Here is an 18,338-nt window from a genome sequence, read left to right as displayed (position 1 = left end):
AACTGGATCAACCCCTGGCATTTGCCGTGTACCGGTTTTTGGGAAAATTCACCCGATATCGCTGGTTTGTAAATTTCATGAATAGAATGGTTAAAAACCGCTATGCTGGAAAGGACATAGACGGTTACGACTCGGAGGAACGCTATATTCCAAGTACCCATGGTGGTCCGGATATTCGTATACGCATTTTTAGACCCAAGAATTCGAACAAGGTACTGCCCGCCTTGCTCTACAACCATGGGGGTGCCTATATGTCTCTGGTCCCCGAAATGTTTTTGGTTAAAATGAAAAAGTACCTGGATGCGCGTCCCTGCGTGGTCGTTACAGCCGATTACCGTTTGTCTGTAAAAGCACCTTTTCCAGCTGGATTTAATGATTGCTATGATACATTGCTTTGGATGAAAGAACAGGCGGATGAACTCAAAATATTACCCAAGAGATTCATCATTGCCGGAGATAGTGCCGGCGGAGGAATGACGGCAGCATTAACCCTCAAAGTACGGGATACGAAGGCCGTAGATATCGCTTTTCAGGTCCCGGTTTGTCCTATGATTGATCATCGGCAAATAACCGAATCGGCCAGAACGATGCAATTGGCTCCCGTGTACAACAGCAACGACAATGAAATCGGTTGGCGCTATTACCTCGAAGGAATTCAAGGAGAAGTACCAGCCTACGCATCTCCGGCTTTAAATACAGATTACACCGGATTTCCCCCCACCATTAGCATTGTAGGGGAGAGCGAGCCTTTTCGGGATGAAACCATCGCCTACATGGATGCCTTGAAAAAAGCCCATGTTCCGGTAAAGTTTGGCTTGTACAAAGGAGGGTATCACGGTTTTCAGGAGGCCGTACCTGAAGCCGATGTGTCGAAAGAAGCGAGTTATTTTTTGTTTGAATCGTTCAGAGAATACTACGACACCTACGTTCTCGGCCAATAAATTTTTTTTACAATGTTTTGATCTGAGATAAGTGTTAGAGAAGCTGGTTTTTTTGATTTATTGAACTGCGTCCTTTTTGACTACCTCGAAAACTTTAAGGTACTTGGTTTGTTAAATGATTATCCTCACATAACCGCCGATCAGGTAAACCAGGCTTCACTTTTTACCAGTATTAAGTGGTTATTCGTTCTCTTAAGTGTTGCTGCCGTGGTGCTTTTGACCATGGTCATCAGTTTTCGTAAATTCATCAAAAAATGAAAAAGATACTTTCCTATGTTCTGGGTGTAGTCATGCTCGCAGGTGCAATCGCACATTTGGTGGCACCCGAGGCTTATGCTGCGATGATTCCTGATTTTATCCCGGCAACCTTGGCTCATATTCTTGCCGCCCTTGCCGAGTTAGTGACTGGCGTGGTTTTAATTGTTCCTCGTTTTCGCAAAACAGGAGGGTTGTTTTTCATGGGACTTATGATCGCATTTTTACCCATTCATGTGTGGGATTTGTTTCGTGAGAATCCCGCCATTGGCGACCCTCCCATTCCCATGATTCGTGTAGCCGTTCAATTTCTACTGATTTATACCGGTTGGTGGATTTACAAGAAGAGCGAAGCCTGGACTTAAAACCAGGTAAGAAAAGGAGGACTTCAGGAAAACGTGTCGATTCGGCAAAACTGATGATCCCGACGGATCGAATTGTTGTTTCAGCATTTTTAAAGAAAAAGCCGATGGGAAAGGTGACACCCACATTCCCTGAAGTCACTCCAAATTCTGAGTTAGTTTACTCCACCTCCTATAGCCTTGAAAATTTGGGTGGAGAGCTTCAGTTTTTGATTTTGAGCATCAACCGTCGCCAACTGGGCAACCAATAAACTCGATTGAGCATTCAGCACATCCAGGTAGTTGGCCAAACCATTGACCAGCATCAATTGGGAATCTTCGAAGGAGTTTTGTAAAGCCACTTCCTGTTGTTCGAGCACCTCCAAATTGGCTGAAGCCGTTTTCAATTCATTTAACAGGTTGCTCACTTCTATACTCGCATTCAACACCTTTTCCTGGAATTGCAGTTTGCTTATTTCCATTCGTTTAATGGCCACTTCCTTCTGGGTTTTTAAGCGGCGTTTTTGAAACAAGGGCTGCGTCAATCCCCCGGTAAGCGTGTTGAAGAAAGAGGAACTGCCAAACAGGGTAGAAGGACTCAAACTTTGCAACCCCATTTCGGCCGATAAAACGATGGTGGGATACATCGAGGCCCGGGCTACGTTGACCTGCTCAAAATTTTTGCGAAAATCTAATTCGGCTTCCAGAATATCCGGTCTATTGCTCAGCAGGGAAACCGGAACACTTGAGGTATATTCTTCCGGAAACCGTTGTTCATCCAATTGCCTTCTGGGAATGTCTGTTATCGCTTTTCCCACCAAAGTTGCTAGAGCATTTTCCAGGGCAAAAACCTGGTTCTCCACATTGCGCAATTGAATGGTTGCACCGTAGAGTTGAGCCTCAGCCTGACTCACAGCCAAAGAGTTGCTCTTGCCTGCATCCTTCAAGGCCTTGAGCGTTTCCACACTTTGCCGACGAAGCGTCACCGTTTCGGTTAAAATCTGTCTGCGGTTATCAGCAGCCAACAAGTCGAAATAGGTATTGGCCAAATTGGAAATAAGGGTAGTCTGCAACAGTTTTTGTGCCGTCACCGATTTTTCAAATTCAGCTTGGGCGGCCAATTTTTGACTGTTGATCTTGCCCCATAAATCGGCTTCCCAACTCAAGGTTCCACTGATGGTGTATTGTTCAAAGGGCTCACTAAAAAAGGAACCAAACTGAGAGTTAGAGGCCTGCTTTTGCCGTTGACCATTTCCCTGCAGGGTAATTCTTGGTAGCTGGCCCATTTTTCCCTGCTTAAACTGAGCCGTGAAGATCGCGATGTTCTTAAAGGCGATTTGGTTGCTGTAGTTGTACTTCAGCGCGGTATCAATGTAGCTTTTGAGAATGGGATCCTGGTAGAAGGTACTCCATTTTACGGTAGCCATATCTTCCAATTTTTGGCCCGTTGTACTTAGGCTATCCAATCGGAATAGATGCTGCTCTTCTTTCACATTCACGCCTTCATACTTTTGGGTCACCAGGCACGATGTCATGCTTGTAGCCAAGGCTATAATGGCCACAGCTTTTGTTGCTAATTTCATTTTCATCTTACTTAGTTTTTGAAGGAACAAATCGTTCTTGCAAGCCTTGAAAAATCACAAACATGACCGGGATTACCAGGATACCTAATAGGGTTCCCACCAGCAATCCACCAGCGGCTCCCGTTCCAATGGAGCGGTTACCCATGGCTCCTACGCCATTGGCCAATACCAGAGGAAGAAGTCCAAGAATGAAGGCAAAAGAGGTCATTAGAATAGGCCGAAGTCTTTCCTTGGCCCCTTCAATGGCGGCTTCGATGATACTGAGCCCTTCTTCACGTTTGTGTTTGGCAAATTCAATAATCAGGATGGAGTTTTTGGCCATTAATCCGATCAACACGAGCATGGCAATTTGGAGATAAATGTTGTTTTCCAATCCACCGATCGAGGTGAATAGAAAGGCCCCGGCTACACCCACGGGTAGTGGGAGCAACACCGCGAAGGGGAGAAACAAACTTTCATACTGAGCGGCCAGGAAGAAGAAAGTAAACAGAATTCCCAATCCTAAGATAATCGGGGCCTGTCCAGAACTTTTGATCTCTTCCTTGGTAATTCCACTAAACTCCACACCGTAGTTTTTGGGCAGCTTTTTAGCTTCCTCCTGAATGGCTCGAATAGCATCCCCTGAACTATGATCCCAAGAGGAACTTCCGTTAAAGGCTACCGAATTGTACAGGTTAAAGCGGCTCACCATCTGAGGTCCTGTGCTTGGAACTAAACTTACTACGGCATTGAGGGGGACCATATTTCCGGTCAATGATTTGACAAAGACACTGGCCAGGGCATTTTCGTTTTTACGGTACTTAGGATCGGCTTGTACCATCACCCGGAAGGGTTTCCCAAATTTGTTGAAATCGGCGACGTATAGGCCTCCAAAATAGCCCTGCAGGGTGGACATGATATCACTCACCGATACCTGCAGTTGTTTGGCTTTGGGCACGTTTAGTTTCAATTCGTATTGTGGGAAATTGGTATTGATCGAGGTCGACGTGTATTGAATCTCCGGACGCTGAAAGAGCTGGTAGGAGAATCCCTGCGCTACTTGATCCAAGGCTGCAATATCACCGGAGGTTTTGTCAATCAGTCTGAATTCAAAACCATCTGCGGTTCCATATCCCGGCACGCTGGAAGGCTCAAAGAATAGAATATTCGCATCCTTTACTGACTTCGCAATGGCATTCAATTCGGTCACAATGCTCGCCATATCCGATCCATTTTCGGTTCGATTACCCCAGGATTTTAGTCCAACGAAGCCAAGTGCATTGGCACTTCCAGGGCCAGAGAAGAAGTTACTACCAGCCGTGTAGGAGAAGTTGTCTACGTTGTCCATGGCTGTGATCTTTTCATTGAGCTGTTCCAGGGCATGCATGGTTCGTCCTAAGGAGGATCCAGGAGGTAATTCTACATTCATAAAAATTACGGCTCGGTCTTCTGTGGGAACAAATCCTTGGGGAATGAATTTCTGTAACCCCCAAATCATGAACACCGATAAGCCGAGGATCCCAAAGGCCATCCATTTTTGACGGATGAAAAGCGATACAACCCGGGTATACTTTTCTTTCATGGCATTAAAGGCAGAATTAAATCCCGCATAAAACCGCTGAAGTAGAGACTTGGGTTTTTCATCCGATTCGTGAATCGGCTTTAAGAAAATAGCACTTAGTGCCGGGGACAGGGTAAGGGCGTTGATCGCTGAAATAACGATGGCCACACTTACCGTGATTCCAAATTGCTTGTAAAATACCCCAGCAGGTCCTTGCAAGAAGGTAACGGGAACGAATACTGCTGACATGATCAAGGTGATCGAAATAATGGCACCACTGATCTCACTCATGGCCTGTTTGGCGGCTTCTTTGGCATTGGAGGCTCCTTTTTCCAGTTTGGCGTGAACCGCTTCCACAACTACGATGGCATCATCCACCACAATCCCGATTCCCAGAATAAGGGCGAAAAGAGTCAACATGTTCATGGAAAAACCAAACAGCTTGAGGAAGAAGAAAGATCCAATAACCGAAACCGGAACGGCAATCAACGGAATGAGAGTTGATCTAAAATCCTGCAGGAATAAAAGAACCACCAGAAACACAAGTAAGAAGGCTTCAATCAGGGTTTGAAGTACCTGATCCATGGAGGCTTCCAGAAAGTCATTCGTGTTGTAGTTCATGACCACTTTCAGGCCTTCCGGAAAGTCCTTTTCCAAGGCATTCAACTGTTCAATCAAGTCGGCGTTGATGGCTTGGGCATTCGTATTCGGAAGCTGGCTTACCCCAAAAGTGATGGAGGCAATTCCATCTGTTTCTGAAGAAGTAGAATAGGAGAATCCTCCCAGTTCAATGTCCGCTACATCCTTAAGCAGGAGTTGGGTTCCATTGCTTTCGGTTCGTAGAACAATGTTCTCATATTCTTCCACTGTTTTAAACCGACCGGCATAGGTGATTGCCAATTCAAAAGGTTGCTCAGAATTCTGTCCCAAAGCACCAGGAGCGCCTTCCAGACTTTGCTCCTGAATAGCTCGACTAACGTCCATAGGAGTGAGGCCCAGGTTAGCCAATTTGTTGGGATTGATCCAGATTCGCATGGCGTAATCCTTGGCACCATAAACCTCAACCTTACTCACGCCCTCGATTCGCTGAAGAACTGGGATAACATTAATCTTTAGGTAATTCTGCAAAAAGACCTCATCGTAATTTTCCGATTCTGAGGCTATGGAAGCAAACATCAAGTGGCTGTTTTCCGTCTTTTGGGTAATCACCCCGTTTCGAATAACTACCGCCGGTAGAACCCCATTGGCCCGGGAAACCCGGTTTTGAACATTTACAGCGGCCAAATCAGGATCGATGTCTTGATTAAAAATGACCGAGATCTTGGCAGAACCATCGTTGCTGGCGGTAGAGGTAATGTATTTCATTCCTTCCACCCCGTTGATGGCTTCTTCAAGCGGAGAGATCACACTTTCCAAAATGGTTTGTGCGCTGGCACCAGGATAACTGGTGGAAACTTCTACGGTAGGCGGGGCAATGTTAGGGTATTGCGAAACCGGAATGGTGGTAATACCAATAACCCCAGAATGACCGTGATTACTGCGATGACCAGTGATAGAACTGGTCTGTCTATAAACTTTTGAAACATAGCTTTTTACTTGTAAACCGATTGATAAGAAAGGACCACACTGTCGGCCGTTGTCGGTTGAGGTACGATAACCGAGTTGGGATACACCGTATTTACCCCTTGAGCCAAAATAGTTTCCCCCAGATTTAACCCCGATTGAATGAGGTAGTAGCGGTCTGTTTTTTCAGCAATTTGAATGGGTCGAACCTGTAGTGTATCTCCTTCACCGAGGGTGTATACCATGTCGAGCCCCTGCATTTTGAAAGCCGAAGAGGCTGGAATCCCAATTACATTGATGAATTCTTTTCTCAGTTCGATGCTGCCTTGAGTTCCGCTAAACAGGGTTTGGCCATCGTTTTCGAAACGTGCCCGCATTTGGATGGCACCGGTTTGGGTATTAATTTTTCCGGTGTAGGCCTCTACAATTCCCTCTGTCAATCGAACCTGGAGATCTTCAGCAAAAAACTGGGCAGGAGGGAGGTGCTTTAATTTTTCCAGGAGATCCTGGCCCGGCAATTTATGAGTCAGGTCCTGTAGGTCCTTTGGACTCATCGAAAAGTAAACCAGCAAATCACTGGTATTCGATAAAGTAGTGAGTGCAGTTACCGTAGCTGGACCCACCAAGGCCCCTTGTTTAAAATTGAGCTTGCCTACGTAGCCGCTAATCGGGCTTACGATGCGCGTATATTGCACGCTTGCCTGCAAGGCCTGATAGTTGCTTTTAGCCTGTTCCAGTTGCGCTTGATTGGCCACCAGTTTAGCTTCGGCATTCGATAGCTGAACCTTACTTACGATGTCCTTTTTAACCAGGGGCCTGAGGTTGGCCACTTCAATTTTGGCCGACTCCACGTTGGCTCTCGCCGTTTCGATCGCCGCTTTGGCCGCCTCAGCGTTTTGGCTCAATTGATTGGCTTCCAGTTTAAACAAGGGCTGCCCTTGCTCCACATATTGTCCTTCGTCGATGTATATATCTTGAATGTAGCCACTCACCTTGGCCCGAATTTCTACTTCTTGCAATCCTTCCGTAACGGCGGGAAAGGACTTAGTAGATTCGTAGTTTCCTTTTTTCACTTGAATAACGGGCAATACAGGCGGTTCTTGATTGTAGTAGGAACCATAATCGCCACCACCGCAACTGACCAATATCCAGGATAATCCTATGCTTTTTAGGGTGATAAGAGCCCTGCTCCTTGCGGAGTAAATTCTATTAATCATTTTCGTTTGGAATTAAATTTCAGGGCAAAATTACCGGGAGAGTCACCTATTTGTCAGGTGCTAATTGAGGTAATAATGGTAAAAAATAAGGTAAATACCTGGTGAGGGGTGTGCCCCTTAGGCACTGATCGCCTTACGAAAGGATCGGGGAGTGGAACCGGTTTTGGCTCGAAAGAATTTGGTAAAGTTGGAATCGTCACTAAAGCCCAAATCTGTAGCAATTTGAGAGATGGGTTCATCCGATTTGCGAAGCCTGGATTTCATTTCCAAAATCAGGTATTCGTCCACTATGGTCTTCACGGTTTTGTTGGTCACCTTTTTTACACATTCAGACAAGTATACGGGACTCACATGGAGCAAATCGGCGTAGTAGGCGGTGGGCTGTCTTTTGTCTGCCGTTCGTTTAATAAGGTTCTCAAAGTTGTAGGTGATTTCATGAGCCCTCGATTTAACGATATTGGCATCCTCATGGGGTTTCAAGGATTTCTTGGCTTTGAGTAAGAACAAGGTGAGCTGGGCCCGGGCAAATTCCAGGTAATCTTCCGTTTCGTTTTTATACTGGTCGTATATCTCCTGAATCTGGGCGAAGAATTCCGTTTTTAATTCCTGGGGAACCGTATAGGCTAACTTGGAATTGTGGTTGAAAAAAGGAAACTTTTTGTATACGTCAAACAAGTCGGAAGCAAAGGCCAGAAACTCGGGTTTAAACAGGATCATGTAACTCGTCGTCTCGTATTCCGGTGGAGTAGCACCTTGGGGGTAATCGTGCTTCCAGGAAACTACTTGCCTGGGCGAGATGAACATTAAGTTCCGTTCTCCAAAACTCTGAGAATTGCTGTTGATGGTCACCGTAACGTTGTGGCCTTCCCCCATGCTAATTTCAAAGTAGTCGTGGGTAAAAGGAGTATCGTCGTTGTTTTCAGCGGTAAACTGAACGTAATCCTCAAACTTGACAATGTAAAACTCAGGATGACGAAGACGAGGAATTTGAAGTTCCTCACACATGTCGTTGATATCCTGGTAGTACTTAAACGACTCCATGATACAAAGTTGAGGATTTGTATCAAGTGACCAACTCATTTCAGTTTTATTACCACCTTGCCCACCCGTCCTTTGTTTTGCAAGTATTGAAGTGCCTCCTGCCAATCGGCCTGGTTAAAAGATCGAGAGACAACCGGCATTAGCAATCCATTGTTGAATCCGGTGCGCAATTCTCGTTCAGCCCTGGGCCAGATTTCAGGGTCTTCGAAAACATCTTTGACCGTAAAACCATGAAAGGAAAGGTTCTTTTCAAAGGCTGGAAACAAGGGGAGTGGAGTAGGAGCCGTGGAGAGCATTCCATAAACGATCAAGGCCGCCTGATGGGCGGCCATCTGGGCAAGTTCTTCCAATCCGGGACCAGCAATACAATCGAATACCACATCGACTCCATGTTGTTGGGTGATTTCCATGATTCGATCAACCCTATTTTCTTCAGAGCTCACAATCACATGATGAGCTCCGAGTTTTTTCAATGTTCGAACCTTGTCATGCGATCGCGTAACGGCTATCGGAATGGCTTCGTATTGGTTGGCAATATCCAGCGCAGCCAGTCCGGGACTACCAGCAGCACCGGTGATTAAAACGTAGTCACCCTTTTTCAGTTGACCTTTATAAACCAATCCACCCCAAGCCGCGGCATAAGCCACCCAGGCGGCAGAGGCTCGTACGTCATCCAGTAATTTGGGAGCTTTTACCAAGGCCCGAGCAGGAACCACCGCATTTTCGGCCCAGGTTCCATATTTGCTCATGGAGAATACGGGTACGGTGTTTACTCTATCTCCCAATTTCCAGTTAGTTACCCCTTCACCCAATCCCGTGATAACTCCAGTGGCCTCGTATCCGATACGTGAGGGAAATTGAGGACGCTGCACATATTTTCCTTGCACAAAGTCCCTTTCGGAATGATTGATCCCAAAACTTCTTACGTCAATTAAGATCTCTCCGGGAGAGGGTTTGGGAGTGGATTTATCCACCCATTTCAGTTCATGTATACTTCCCATTTTGTTGAATTCGGCAACCTTAGGCATATTTCTACTTTAGGGGTTAAGGTGCAAACTTAGCAGTGGAGTGCCCGTGGACTGTGGTGGAATTTCAGGGGAAATTGGTGGATTTTTAGGTGGTGATAAATATCCGATGCATTTGGATCATCGCTCTTTTCAATTCGTTTAATTTGATTGAATTAAATTGATGGTTCCTTTGAATCACTTCAAAACCATATCAGAATACTGCGAGGGAATTACTATTCCTCTACCGAAACATCCCCACTTTGATATCCGGAGTTTTGAAGAGAACATGGAATTTGTGCGAAGCCAGATGCCTGCCTTTCGACATGAGTTTTATGCCATTGCGATAAAAGCCGAAGGAGATGGGCAAGTCATTTCGGGGCAGTTTTCGAATTTTCCGGAAGGCACTACGGTTTTCTTTAACACACCCTTTCAGCTGCTATCCTGGGACATTGTTCCCAATTGGAAGGGCTACTACCTCATGTTTAGCCAGGACTTTGTGGCCCAATCTAACGTGCTCACGGAGTTGCTCACCCTTTTTCCTTACCTGAAAATGGATAAGTCCATTCCCTTTAATATCCCAGCAGAGCAATTGCCGCGAATTTTGGGAATCTATGAAGTGATTTGGAAGGAGTACCATGGAGGGGCAGAGGACAAGTTTCGAATAATTGAAGCCCAGGTCTTTCTTTTGCTCTCCTATGTGCGTAGGTTGTTTGAGGAGCAAGTGGATCAGCAATTGGCGGAAATGAGCCTTCGAGCTGCCGATCTTAAACTGTTGTCTCGCTATCAAACCTTAATTCAAACCAGCTTCTACCCCAATGCCGAAGTAGAGACTTTCGCCAACTTGCATTCCACCAGCTACTACGCTCAAAAATTGAGCGTCCATCCGAATCACCTAAATGCTGTTGTCAAAGGCATTTCTGGAATTACCGCCCTCAGCCACATTCACAGCCACCTTTTGTCCTTGTCTAAATCCTACCTCGCTCAAACCGATTGGAGCATCAAGGAGATTGCCTACGCTTTACAGTTTGACAGCCCCAACAATTTCAGTGCTTTCTTTAAAAAGAAGAGCGGAATGACACCTTTAGCCTACCGTCAGCAGGCGAATCTTTGAAATTCATACTTCTTCATTTGATATAAAAATGCTTGACCGTCAAGTGTTTTAGAGCTTTGTCCTGTTCAAATTTTTCAAAGCAATGAAAGCGATAATTACCGGGTTTATAGCCCTTATTACTCTCTCCTTAAATGCACAGCAAATGAAGAATCCTCAAGAAACTGTCATTGAACTGTTTGTCAGTACCGATGAACAACAATGGGATCAGGTAAAAGCAGTTTTCGATTCAAAAGTCCTGCTCGATTATTCGTCGATGACAGGAAGTCCGGCCACATCAATGACGCCTGATGAAATTGTAGATGCCTGGAAAGGCTTGCTGCCGGGTTTTGATCATACGCATCACCAATTGGGCAACTTCCAAATGACCCTTTCCAACAACCAGGCACAGGTGTTTTGCTACGGTACAGCAAGCCACTATCTGGAAAACGAATCTGGCAAGCTATGGTGGGTAGTTGGTAGTTACAATTTTGACCTGGTAAAAGAGGATGAAACCTGGAAAATAGCTGGTATGAAATTCAATTTCAAGTACCAGGATGGAAACACCCAATTACCACAACTGGCTATGAAAAATCTAAAGAAATGAGACACTATTCATTAATTGCCCTCTTGACTCTGAATTGCCTTTGGGCTTGCACCAGCGAGCACGGGCAAACAGATGAAGGAGTAAGCATTCAAAATCAAAAAATCATGCAACAAGATATCGCTACGAAGAACAAGGCTTCGGTTGAAGCTTTTTTCTCCGCACTGGAAGAGGAAAATGTAGATAAACTGGTCAACCTCTTTGCCGAGGATGCCCGACACATTAATCCTTACGCTTCTGGTCTATTTCCAGAGGGAGCAGAGGGAAAGGAAGGGATTCGCTCCTATTGGGCTCCGGTGTTTCCCAACTTCGATGGCATGCAATTTAACCTTCAACAACTATATGCCATGGAAGATCCCAATTGGGTATTTGTGAAGTACAAAGGGAAAATCAAGCTGAAGGATGGAGCCGACTTTTATGAAAACCAATACTACTCCACCTTTCAATTCAATGAAGCTGGAGAGATCATAGAATATGTAGAAATTTTTAATCCCCTGGTGGCCGCTCGAGGATTCGGGATGCTTGACCAGATAAAGTAAATGATGATGAAAAACTGGATGATTGGAATGCTCGGAATCCTGACCCTATGGTCTTGTCAATCCGAATCGAATAAACAAACACAAACACAAACGCAAACAGAAATTGTAAATCCCAAGACGATGGAAAAAGTGAATTTTAAAAGTGAAGGAGCCAACCTGGTAGGGAACCTTTATTACCCTAAGAATTATGATCCTTCGAAATCCTACCCGGCGATTGTAGTGTCAGGAAGTTGGACCACGGTGAAGGAGCAGATGGCTGGCCTGTATGCCCAAAAATTGGCCGAAGAAGGTTTCATCACCCTGGCCTTTGATTTTAGAAATTTTGGTGAGAGTGAAGGAGAGCCTCGATTCTACGAAAGCCCAGCTATGAAGAAGCAAGATGTGATCAACGCGGTTACTTTTCTCCAAAGCAAGCCCGAAATACAAAAGGATAAGATTGGAGCTTTTGGGGTATGTGCCGGAGCCATGTACACGTTGATGGCGGCATCTGAAGATGATCGAATTAAATCGGTAGTAACAGCGGCTTCCTGGCTACACGATGCAGAGGCCGTTAAGCTTTTTTACGGTGGGGAAGAAGGTGTGCAAACCAAAATTGACGCTGCCCGCAAGGCTAAGAAGGAATATGCAGCAAATGGAACGGTAGCCTACATCCCAAGTATATCTACCGAAGATCCTACAGCTGCTATGTATGGGCCTTACGATTATTACCTGAATCCAGAGCGAGGTGCTGTCCCAGAATGGAGTGCCGATAAATTCGCTGTGATGTCCTGGGAAGATTGGTTGACCACCGATCCTATGCCTTCAGCGGATCAGTTAAATGCTCCTACTTTAATGATTCACTCCGATGGAGCTGTACTGCCTCAATACACCAAAAACTACTTTGAGCGCATTGCTTCAGTTGACAAGAAATTACACTGGATGGAAACCGAATTGGAATCTCCTTATCACCAGTTCAACTACTATGATCAGGATGCAGAGGTAAACGAATCTGTGGGAGAAGCCAGTGCTTGGTTTCAAGCTAAACTCTAAGCAGAAACTACTCGACAGAGAAAAGCGGGGAGATATCTTCCCGCTTTTTTTAGGTCAGAATGGAAGAGGCTGAAATCCGTTTTTTGAATTCTTCGGTCAGCTGATCGGTCCAGGTTTTTAACCGCTGTGTAGTCCGTTCCCCTTGATTTTCTTCATCAATGGCTAAACCATAGAACCAACCGGGCTTCATTTCCGCTTTCGATTGATCATATTCATAATTATCCGTAGGCCAGTGGCCAATAAGTCTTCCGCCTGCATGAGCTACTTGCTCAGCAATGATTCCCATGCCGTCTACAAACCATTCCGGGTAGCCGTATTGATCTCCTAACCCAAATACGGCGACCGTTTTACCTGTGAAATCCAATTCACAAAACTCGTTGAACTTACCATCCCAATCGCTTTGCAACTCTCCGTCATACCAGGTAGATAGGCCAAGAATCAGGTAGTCGTAGGAAGCTATTTTCGAGACCCCGGAATCATGTAATTCGTGAGAGTCAATTTGGAATTTTTGGGAAAGAATCTTTTCCAATTCCTGAGCGATGCCTTCTGTAGCTCCTGTATCGGAGCCCCAGAAAAGACCGATAACTTGTTCTTTCATAGCTAATATTATCCTTCGTCGACCAGTCGGATGACCAGGCCATCTAATTCTTCCTCAAGAAAAACCTGGCATCCCAATCGACTATTATCCTGAACAAAAAAGGCTTGGTCGAGCATGTCTTCTTCATCGTCTGTCGATTCTTTGAGCTCATGTCCCGACTCAATGTAGCAGTGGCATGTTGCACACATGGCCATGCCACCGCACGTGCCTTTGACCGGAAGCTCATAAGCTTTACACAGCTCCATGAGGTTCATATTCATATCGGTTGGGGCCTCCAACTCATGAGCTTGAGCTTCGCGATCTATTACGGTAACGGTGATAGTACTCATGATTCAAATCCGTTGATACCTCCCATAACGGTAGTGTATTTGAAGGATAATTTTTTATCCGGATACACGATTTTGAATGCACTTTGAACCATGAGTGTAGCTTCATGAAAACCACAAAGGATTAGTTTCAATTTTCCCGGATAGGTGTTGATATCGCCAATGGCAAAAATTCCAGGAATGTTGGTGCTGTAATCGAAGGTGTCTACTTCAATGCTGTTTTTACTGATGTTTAATCCCCAATCGGCTATGGGACCCAAGGACGGAGTTAGACCAAAAAGAGGGAGCCAATAGTCGAGTTTTTGGGAAATGACTTCACCCGATTTGTGTTTGATCTGAAGGGATTGGAGGTGTCCGTTTCCTTGAACATCCACCACCTCAGATTCCGTAATGAGGTTGATTTTTCCTTGTTGGGCAAGCTGCATGACTTTGTCTACAGAATCGGGATGTCCTCGGAACGAGCTCCGTCTGTGAACCAAGCTCACATCCTGAGCAACGTCGTCCGCAAGGAAAAGGGCCCAATCTAAGGCAGAGTCTCCACCCCCTGAAATGACAACAGATTTGCCGCGAAACTTCTCAGGATCTTTTACGAAGTAGTCAATACCTTTTTGCTCAAATTGGGAGATCGCACCAATTGGTGGTTTGCGCGGTTCAAAACAACCCAATCCTCCAGCAATGGCTACCACTGGGGCCTTATGAACCGTATTGAGATTGGTAGTGACAATAAATTTACCGTCTTCATCTTTCTCTACTTTCTCAACCCGCTCACCCAAGGTAAATCCAGGTTTGAAAGGGCGAATTTGTTCCATAAGGTTATCCACCAAGTCACCGGCTAAAACAGAGGGGTATCCAGGAATATCGTAAATAGGTTTCTTGGGATAAATCTCAGCACATTGTCCTCCAGGAATGGGAAGAGAGTCGATGAGGTGGCATCTCAGTTTTAGCAATCCGGCTTCGAATACGGTAAAAAGTCCGCAGGGGCCGGCACCAACAATAATTATATCGGTTTCAATCATGTTGTAGTCAGTTTTAGTTCAACTTAAATGACATACACTCTTCCTGCACAATAGGATTATAATGCCTTACCTGGTTTTGGCGCTGGTAGCTTTTGATAAAACGGGCATTCTTTTCAGCATGACTTAGAAAATGCCAAAAATCTTTTACCTGCTTTCGGTGAACCGCAACCTTGGTATTGCTATGTACATTATGGATGAGTAAACAACGTTGTCCACCATCCGCTTTAGATTTCAAAAAATTGGCAATGGCTAAGCGTAATTGACGAAATTCCTGGGTGGTGCTGGATACACAAATATTTTTGTGATAAAGCTTAATGTTCTGGTCTACAATGATATGCCACTGATCGAAGACTAATAAAACACTTGTGTTCAATTCTATATTTATTTAGATTAATTCTAAATAGCAAAGGTGAGATGCTTCACGCTAACCACCAATACCTAGTTGACGGTATTCTTTCCAAAGCCGAAAATTTTTCGAAATGTTAGCCCTAAGTTCGTCGCTCCAATTTTCGAAAAAAATCACTCTATGGAACAGGAATGGACAGAATCGGATCTGAAAAATTTGGCAGGTCAATTGGCCCGGCCAAGTGGAGAGCAGGGTTTGAAAATGGCCGAGGTTATGAATGAATCAAACCTGGCCATGACCCGATCGGCCATGGGAGCTCTGAATCTTGAATCTCACATGAGTATTCTGGAGGTTGGACATGGAAATGCCGGACATTTGAAGGAGCTATTGGGATTGGCTTCACCGCTTGAGTACACCGGATTGGAACTCTCCGAAACCATGCAATTGGCTGCATCCGAACTGAACAAAGAGCTCATGGATAACCATTCCATTCGGTTTGACATCTACGATGGAGTCAAACTTCCTTACCAAAGGGCCCGGTTCGATCGCATTTTTTCAGTTAATACCCTTTACTTCTGGTCCAATCCTCAAGAATTTATGAGCCAGCTGTACGCAACCTTAAAACCGAAGGGAAGCCTGATTTTGACCTGGGCCGCCAAAGCATTTATGCAGCAACTGCCCTTCGTGAAATATGGGTTCACACTATACGAACCACAGGAACTTGAAGAGCTCGCCCAATCGGCCGGATTTCTGACTGCCAGCTTAGATAAGTACGCGGACAAGGCCATGGATAAAACCGGGAAACCGGTGAATCGTGAATACTGGGTAATTCGGTTTTCAAAATCGTAATTCTAAAAAAGATTTTCTAAGGACGAATTGATTGTCAAAGGGTTGAGGGTAGCTACCTAAGGTTAGGCAGAAGTTGTCGAGAAATACCACGGGGTAGGTATTGCTTATTTCCATCGGGCGCAACCATTTTTGCAAGCGATTGTTAAGTGGATTTATGAGTACAAAGAAGACGATAGCACAACCTCCTGAAAAGTTTACCGGAATCATTCTTGAAGATGCCTCTACGGGTGCCGCTGGTCCCAAGGCAGTCAAAAGTGCTTTACAGCACATCAAGAGTGAAGTGGGAATGGTGAAAGGGGTGAAAGTGCTCAATCGTTTAAATCAATTTGACGGCTTTGATTGTCCAGGATGCGCCTGGCCCGACCCTAATGAGAAGCGAGCTTTTCTGGCCGAGTATTGCGAGAACGGTGCCAAGGCGGTAGCTGAAGAGGCGACCAAAAAGAAAGCCGGTCCCGATTTCTTTGCACAGCATTCCGTTGCTGAACTTGGACAGTGGTCTGATTTCGAATTGGGCAAATCCGGACGGATTACCCATCCTATGATTAAGCGGGCAGAGGATTCACACTACCGCCCAATAGAGTGGGATGAGGCCTTTGATTTGATGGGGAAGCAATTAAACGCTTTAGAATCTCCTGACCAAGCCATTTTTTACACCTCCGGTCGAACCAGTAATGAGGCTGCTTTTTTGTACCAGCTCTTCGTTCGACAGTTTGGAACCAACAACCTTCCCGATTGCTCTAACATGTGCCACGAAAGTAGCGGTACAGCTCTCTCCGAAACCTTAGGAATAGGCAAGGGTTCGGTAACCCTGGATGATTTTGACCAGGCCGAAGTGATCGTTGTCATGGGACAAAATCCAGGAACCAACCACCCAAGAATGTTATCGGCACTACGTGATGCCCGGCAGCAAGGGGCAGAGATAATTACTGTAAACCCCTTGCCTGAAGCCGGGATGATGAATTTTCGAGATCCGCAGACGCCAAAAGATTGGATTGGTGGAGGCACCGATCTTACCACCGAGTTTGTTCAGGTCAAGATTAATGGCGACCTCGCCTTTCTAAAAGCTGTGACCTACTTGCTTTTACAAGAAGAAAAGAAAAATCCCGGAACGGTTTTCGATCATTCATTTATCGAGACTAAAACGCAGGGTTATGAGTCCTTTATCAAAGAACTTGAAACAATCAATTTTTCATCGCTTTGTGAAGATGCTGGTATTTCGGAAGAGCAGGTGAAAAGGTGCGCCAACATCCTGATGCATCGCAAAAAAATCATCATCTGCTGGGCCATGGGATTGACTCAGCACAAAAATGCGGTAGGCAATATTCAGGAAGTGGTAAACCTGCTTTTGCTCAAGGGAAGTATTGGTAAACCTGGCGCAGGAACCTGCCCGGTTAGAGGACATTCTAACGTTCAGGGGGATAGAACGATGGGAATTTGGGAAAAACCAAAACCCGCTTTTCTGGACAAATTGGATGAAACATTTGGTTTTAAATCTCCTCGTGAACATGGACTCGATGTAGTTGAATCCATTGAGCACATGCACCGGGGTAAGGCCAAGGTGTTTTTTGCCATGGGAGGTAACTTTCTATCAGCCACCCCAGATACCGAATTGACCGCCGAAGCTTTGAAGCAATGTGAGCTTACGGTTCACGTTTCAACCAAACCAAACCGCAGCCACATCATACATGGAAAAACAGCCCTGATATTGCCTTGCATTGGGCGCAGTGAAACGGATATTCAGTCGTCCGGCGCCCAATTTATCACTGTGGAGAACTCCATGAGCGTGGTCTCCAAATCTCGAGGAGACATTGCCCCATGCTCAAATCACCTCCTCAGTGAAGTAGCCATTATATCTCGCTTAGCTCAATCTACTCTAGGAAGTCGCTCCCAGGTAGATTGGGCGGGCATGGCTGCTAACTATGACAATATTCGCAATTCTATTGAAAAGGTGATTCCTGGCTTTGAAAATTTTAACCAAAGAATTCGTCAAAAGGGTGGATTTAGGCTTCCTAATAACGCTCATGCCGGTGATTTTTCTCCAACATCTACGGGAAAGGCCAATTTTACCGTGAATAAGTGGGAGGGTAAGAAGCTGGATAAAGGCCGTTACCTGATGATGACCATTCGCACCCATGATCAGTATAATACGACCATCTATGGTTTAGATGATCGGTACCGGGGAATCAAAAACGAACGTCGGGTAGTTTTAATGAACGCGGAGGACATGAAGGAAGAAGGTTTGAAGCTGTTGGATTTGATTCATCTGAAAAGTCATTTTCAAGGTGAAATTCGAAGGGCAGAACAATTTCTGGCCATTCCATACGACATTCCCCGTGGCAATGTAGCTACCTATTTTCCCGAGGCGAACGTTTTGGTTCCCATTGGTCTAAAGGCAGATAAAAGCAATACTCCGGCTTCCAAGTCCGTAGAAGTGAGCCTGGAAAAGGCCTGATTTT

General features: G+C 45.3%; 16 protein-coding genes and 1 pseudogene. 8 read left to right on the top strand and 9 right to left on the bottom strand.

Annotated features, from left to right (window positions below; genetic code table 11):
- The first annotated feature begins 86 nt into the window (after window positions 1-86).
- Window positions 87-941, top strand: a complete 855-nt coding sequence (locus tag KFE98_21035; GenBank protein ID UTW64759.1) for an alpha/beta hydrolase — start codon at window positions 87-89, stop codon at window positions 939-941.
- 254 nt (window positions 942-1,195) lie between these two features.
- Complete coding sequence (locus KFE98_21030) at window positions 1,196-1,561, top strand: hypothetical protein (GenBank protein ID UTW62454.1); 366 nt, start codon at window positions 1,196-1,198, stop codon at window positions 1,559-1,561.
- Between the two features lie 152 nt (window positions 1,562-1,713).
- On the opposite strand, the gene KFE98_21025 is transcribed toward KFE98_21030, so the two are convergent.
- From KFE98_21025 to KFE98_21005, 5 genes and pseudogenes are all read right to left on the bottom strand, one after another.
- On the bottom strand, window positions 1,714-3,120 hold the full coding sequence (locus KFE98_21025) for an efflux transporter outer membrane subunit (GenBank protein ID UTW62453.1): 1,407 nt from the start codon (window positions 3,118-3,120) through the stop codon (window positions 1,714-1,716).
- 7 nt (window positions 3,121-3,127) lie between these two features.
- Window positions 3,128-6,246, bottom strand: a pseudogene (locus KFE98_21020) (efflux RND transporter permease subunit).
- Between the two features lie 6 nt (window positions 6,247-6,252).
- Window positions 6,253-7,440 (bottom strand): efflux RND transporter periplasmic adaptor subunit, encoded by a 1,188-nt coding sequence (locus KFE98_21015; protein UTW62452.1) that lies wholly within the window; start codon window positions 7,438-7,440, stop codon window positions 6,253-6,255.
- Window positions 7,441-7,557: 117 nt separating this feature from the next.
- Window positions 7,558-8,520 (bottom strand): AraC family transcriptional regulator, encoded by a 963-nt coding sequence (locus KFE98_21010; protein UTW62451.1) that lies wholly within the window; start codon window positions 8,518-8,520, stop codon window positions 7,558-7,560.
- Entirely contained in the window at window positions 8,517-9,509 is a 993-nt protein-coding gene (locus tag KFE98_21005; GenBank protein ID UTW62450.1) for a zinc-dependent alcohol dehydrogenase family protein, read from the bottom strand. Before KFE98_21005 ends, KFE98_21010 begins: the two co-directional genes overlap by 4 nt.
- Window positions 9,510-9,678: 169 nt before the next feature.
- On the opposite strand from KFE98_21005, the gene KFE98_21000 reads away from it, so the two are divergent.
- The 4 genes from KFE98_21000 to KFE98_20985 all read left to right on the top strand — a co-directional run bounded on the left by KFE98_21000 (window position 9,679) and on the right by KFE98_20985 (window position 12,747).
- Window positions 9,679-10,599, top strand: coding sequence for an AraC family transcriptional regulator (locus KFE98_21000; GenBank protein ID UTW62449.1), 921 nt, complete (start codon window positions 9,679-9,681; stop codon window positions 10,597-10,599).
- Between the two features lie 142 nt (window positions 10,600-10,741).
- Window positions 10,742-11,182, top strand: coding sequence for a nuclear transport factor 2 family protein (locus KFE98_20995; protein UTW64758.1), 441 nt, complete (start codon window positions 10,742-10,744; stop codon window positions 11,180-11,182).
- Window positions 11,183-11,286: 104 nt separating this feature from the next.
- A complete protein-coding gene (locus tag KFE98_20990) occupies window positions 11,287-11,718 on the top strand; it encodes a nuclear transport factor 2 family protein (protein UTW64757.1) in 432 nt (143 codons plus the stop codon).
- Between the two features lie 6 nt (window positions 11,719-11,724).
- Window positions 11,725-12,747, top strand: a complete 1,023-nt coding sequence (locus KFE98_20985; GenBank protein ID UTW62448.1) for an alpha/beta fold hydrolase — start codon at window positions 11,725-11,727, stop codon at window positions 12,745-12,747.
- Window positions 12,748-12,796: 49 nt separating this feature from the next.
- On the opposite strand, the gene KFE98_20980 is transcribed toward KFE98_20985, so the two are convergent.
- From KFE98_20980 to KFE98_20965, 4 genes are read right to left on the bottom strand one after another with little or no spacing between them, the layout of a single operon-like run.
- Window positions 12,797-13,345 carry a flavodoxin gene (locus KFE98_20980; protein UTW62447.1) on the bottom strand — a complete coding sequence of 183 codons (549 nt, stop codon included), beginning with the start codon at window positions 13,343-13,345 and terminating at the stop codon, window positions 12,797-12,799.
- Window positions 13,346-13,353: 8 nt separating this feature from the next.
- Window positions 13,354-13,674, bottom strand: coding sequence for a 2Fe-2S iron-sulfur cluster binding domain-containing protein (locus KFE98_20975; protein ID UTW62446.1), 321 nt, complete (start codon window positions 13,672-13,674; stop codon window positions 13,354-13,356).
- Entirely contained in the window at window positions 13,671-14,687 is a 1,017-nt protein-coding gene (locus KFE98_20970) for an NAD(P)/FAD-dependent oxidoreductase (protein UTW62445.1), read from the bottom strand. The genes KFE98_20975 and KFE98_20970 overlap by 4 nt, the downstream gene beginning before the upstream one ends.
- A gap of 13 nt (window positions 14,688-14,700) precedes the next feature.
- On the bottom strand, window positions 14,701-15,060 hold the full coding sequence (locus KFE98_20965) for a hypothetical protein (GenBank protein UTW62444.1): 360 nt from the start codon (window positions 15,058-15,060) through the stop codon (window positions 14,701-14,703).
- A 153-nt stretch (window positions 15,061-15,213) separates the two neighbouring features.
- On the opposite strand from KFE98_20965, the gene KFE98_20960 reads away from it, so the two are divergent.
- Both KFE98_20960 and KFE98_20955 read left to right on the top strand, forming a co-directional pair.
- Window positions 15,214-15,882, top strand: coding sequence for a class I SAM-dependent methyltransferase (locus tag KFE98_20960; protein UTW62443.1), 669 nt, complete (start codon window positions 15,214-15,216; stop codon window positions 15,880-15,882).
- A 154-nt stretch (window positions 15,883-16,036) separates the two neighbouring features.
- Entirely contained in the window at window positions 16,037-18,334 is a 2,298-nt protein-coding gene (locus KFE98_20955; GenBank protein UTW62442.1) for an FdhF/YdeP family oxidoreductase, read from the top strand.
- Window positions 18,335-18,338: the final 4 nt, after the last annotated feature.

Source organism: bacterium SCSIO 12741 (genome assembly GCA_024398055.1).
Classification (GTDB): domain Bacteria; phylum Bacteroidota; class Bacteroidia; order Flavobacteriales_G; family Salibacteraceae; genus SCSIO-12741.
The sequence above is the reverse complement of the archived record's forward strand: the minus strand, read 5'-3'. Positions and strand labels throughout refer to the sequence as shown.

What these genes read in the sequence shown, in the direction of transcription:
- KFE98_21005 (UTW62450.1), bottom strand. Translation starts at nt 9,509, where the DNA reads ATGCCTAAGGTTGCCGAATTCAACAAAATGGGAAGTATACATGAACTG.
- KFE98_20990 (UTW64757.1), top strand. Translation starts at nt 11,287, where the DNA reads ATGCAACAAGATATCGCTACGAAGAACAAGGCTTCGGTTGAAGCTTTT.
- KFE98_20960 (UTW62443.1), top strand. Translation starts at nt 15,214, where the DNA reads ATGGAACAGGAATGGACAGAATCGGATCTGAAAAATTTGGCAGGTCAA.
- KFE98_21010 (UTW62451.1), bottom strand. Translation starts at nt 8,520, where the DNA reads ATGAGTTGGTCACTTGATACAAATCCTCAACTTTGTATCATGGAGTCG.
- KFE98_20995 (UTW64758.1), top strand. Translation starts at nt 10,742, where the DNA reads ATGAAGAATCCTCAAGAAACTGTCATTGAACTGTTTGTCAGTACCGAT.
- KFE98_20970 (UTW62445.1), bottom strand. Translation starts at nt 14,687, where the DNA reads ATGATTGAAACCGATATAATTATTGTTGGTGCCGGCCCCTGCGGACTT.
- KFE98_20975 (UTW62446.1), bottom strand. Translation starts at nt 13,674, where the DNA reads ATGAGTACTATCACCGTTACCGTAATAGATCGCGAAGCTCAAGCTCAT.
- KFE98_21035 (UTW64759.1), top strand. Translation starts at nt 87, where the DNA reads ATGGTTAAAAACCGCTATGCTGGAAAGGACATAGACGGTTACGACTCG.
- KFE98_21030 (UTW62454.1), top strand. Translation starts at nt 1,196, where the DNA reads ATGAAAAAGATACTTTCCTATGTTCTGGGTGTAGTCATGCTCGCAGGT.
- KFE98_20955 (UTW62442.1), top strand. Translation starts at nt 16,037, where the DNA reads ATGAGTACAAAGAAGACGATAGCACAACCTCCTGAAAAGTTTACCGGA.
- KFE98_21025 (UTW62453.1), bottom strand. Translation starts at nt 3,120, where the DNA reads ATGAAATTAGCAACAAAAGCTGTGGCCATTATAGCCTTGGCTACAAGC.
- KFE98_20980 (UTW62447.1), bottom strand. Translation starts at nt 13,345, where the DNA reads ATGAAAGAACAAGTTATCGGTCTTTTCTGGGGCTCCGATACAGGAGCT.
- KFE98_20985 (UTW62448.1), top strand. Translation starts at nt 11,725, where the DNA reads ATGAAAAACTGGATGATTGGAATGCTCGGAATCCTGACCCTATGGTCT.
- KFE98_21015 (UTW62452.1), bottom strand. Translation starts at nt 7,440, where the DNA reads ATGATTAATAGAATTTACTCCGCAAGGAGCAGGGCTCTTATCACCCTA.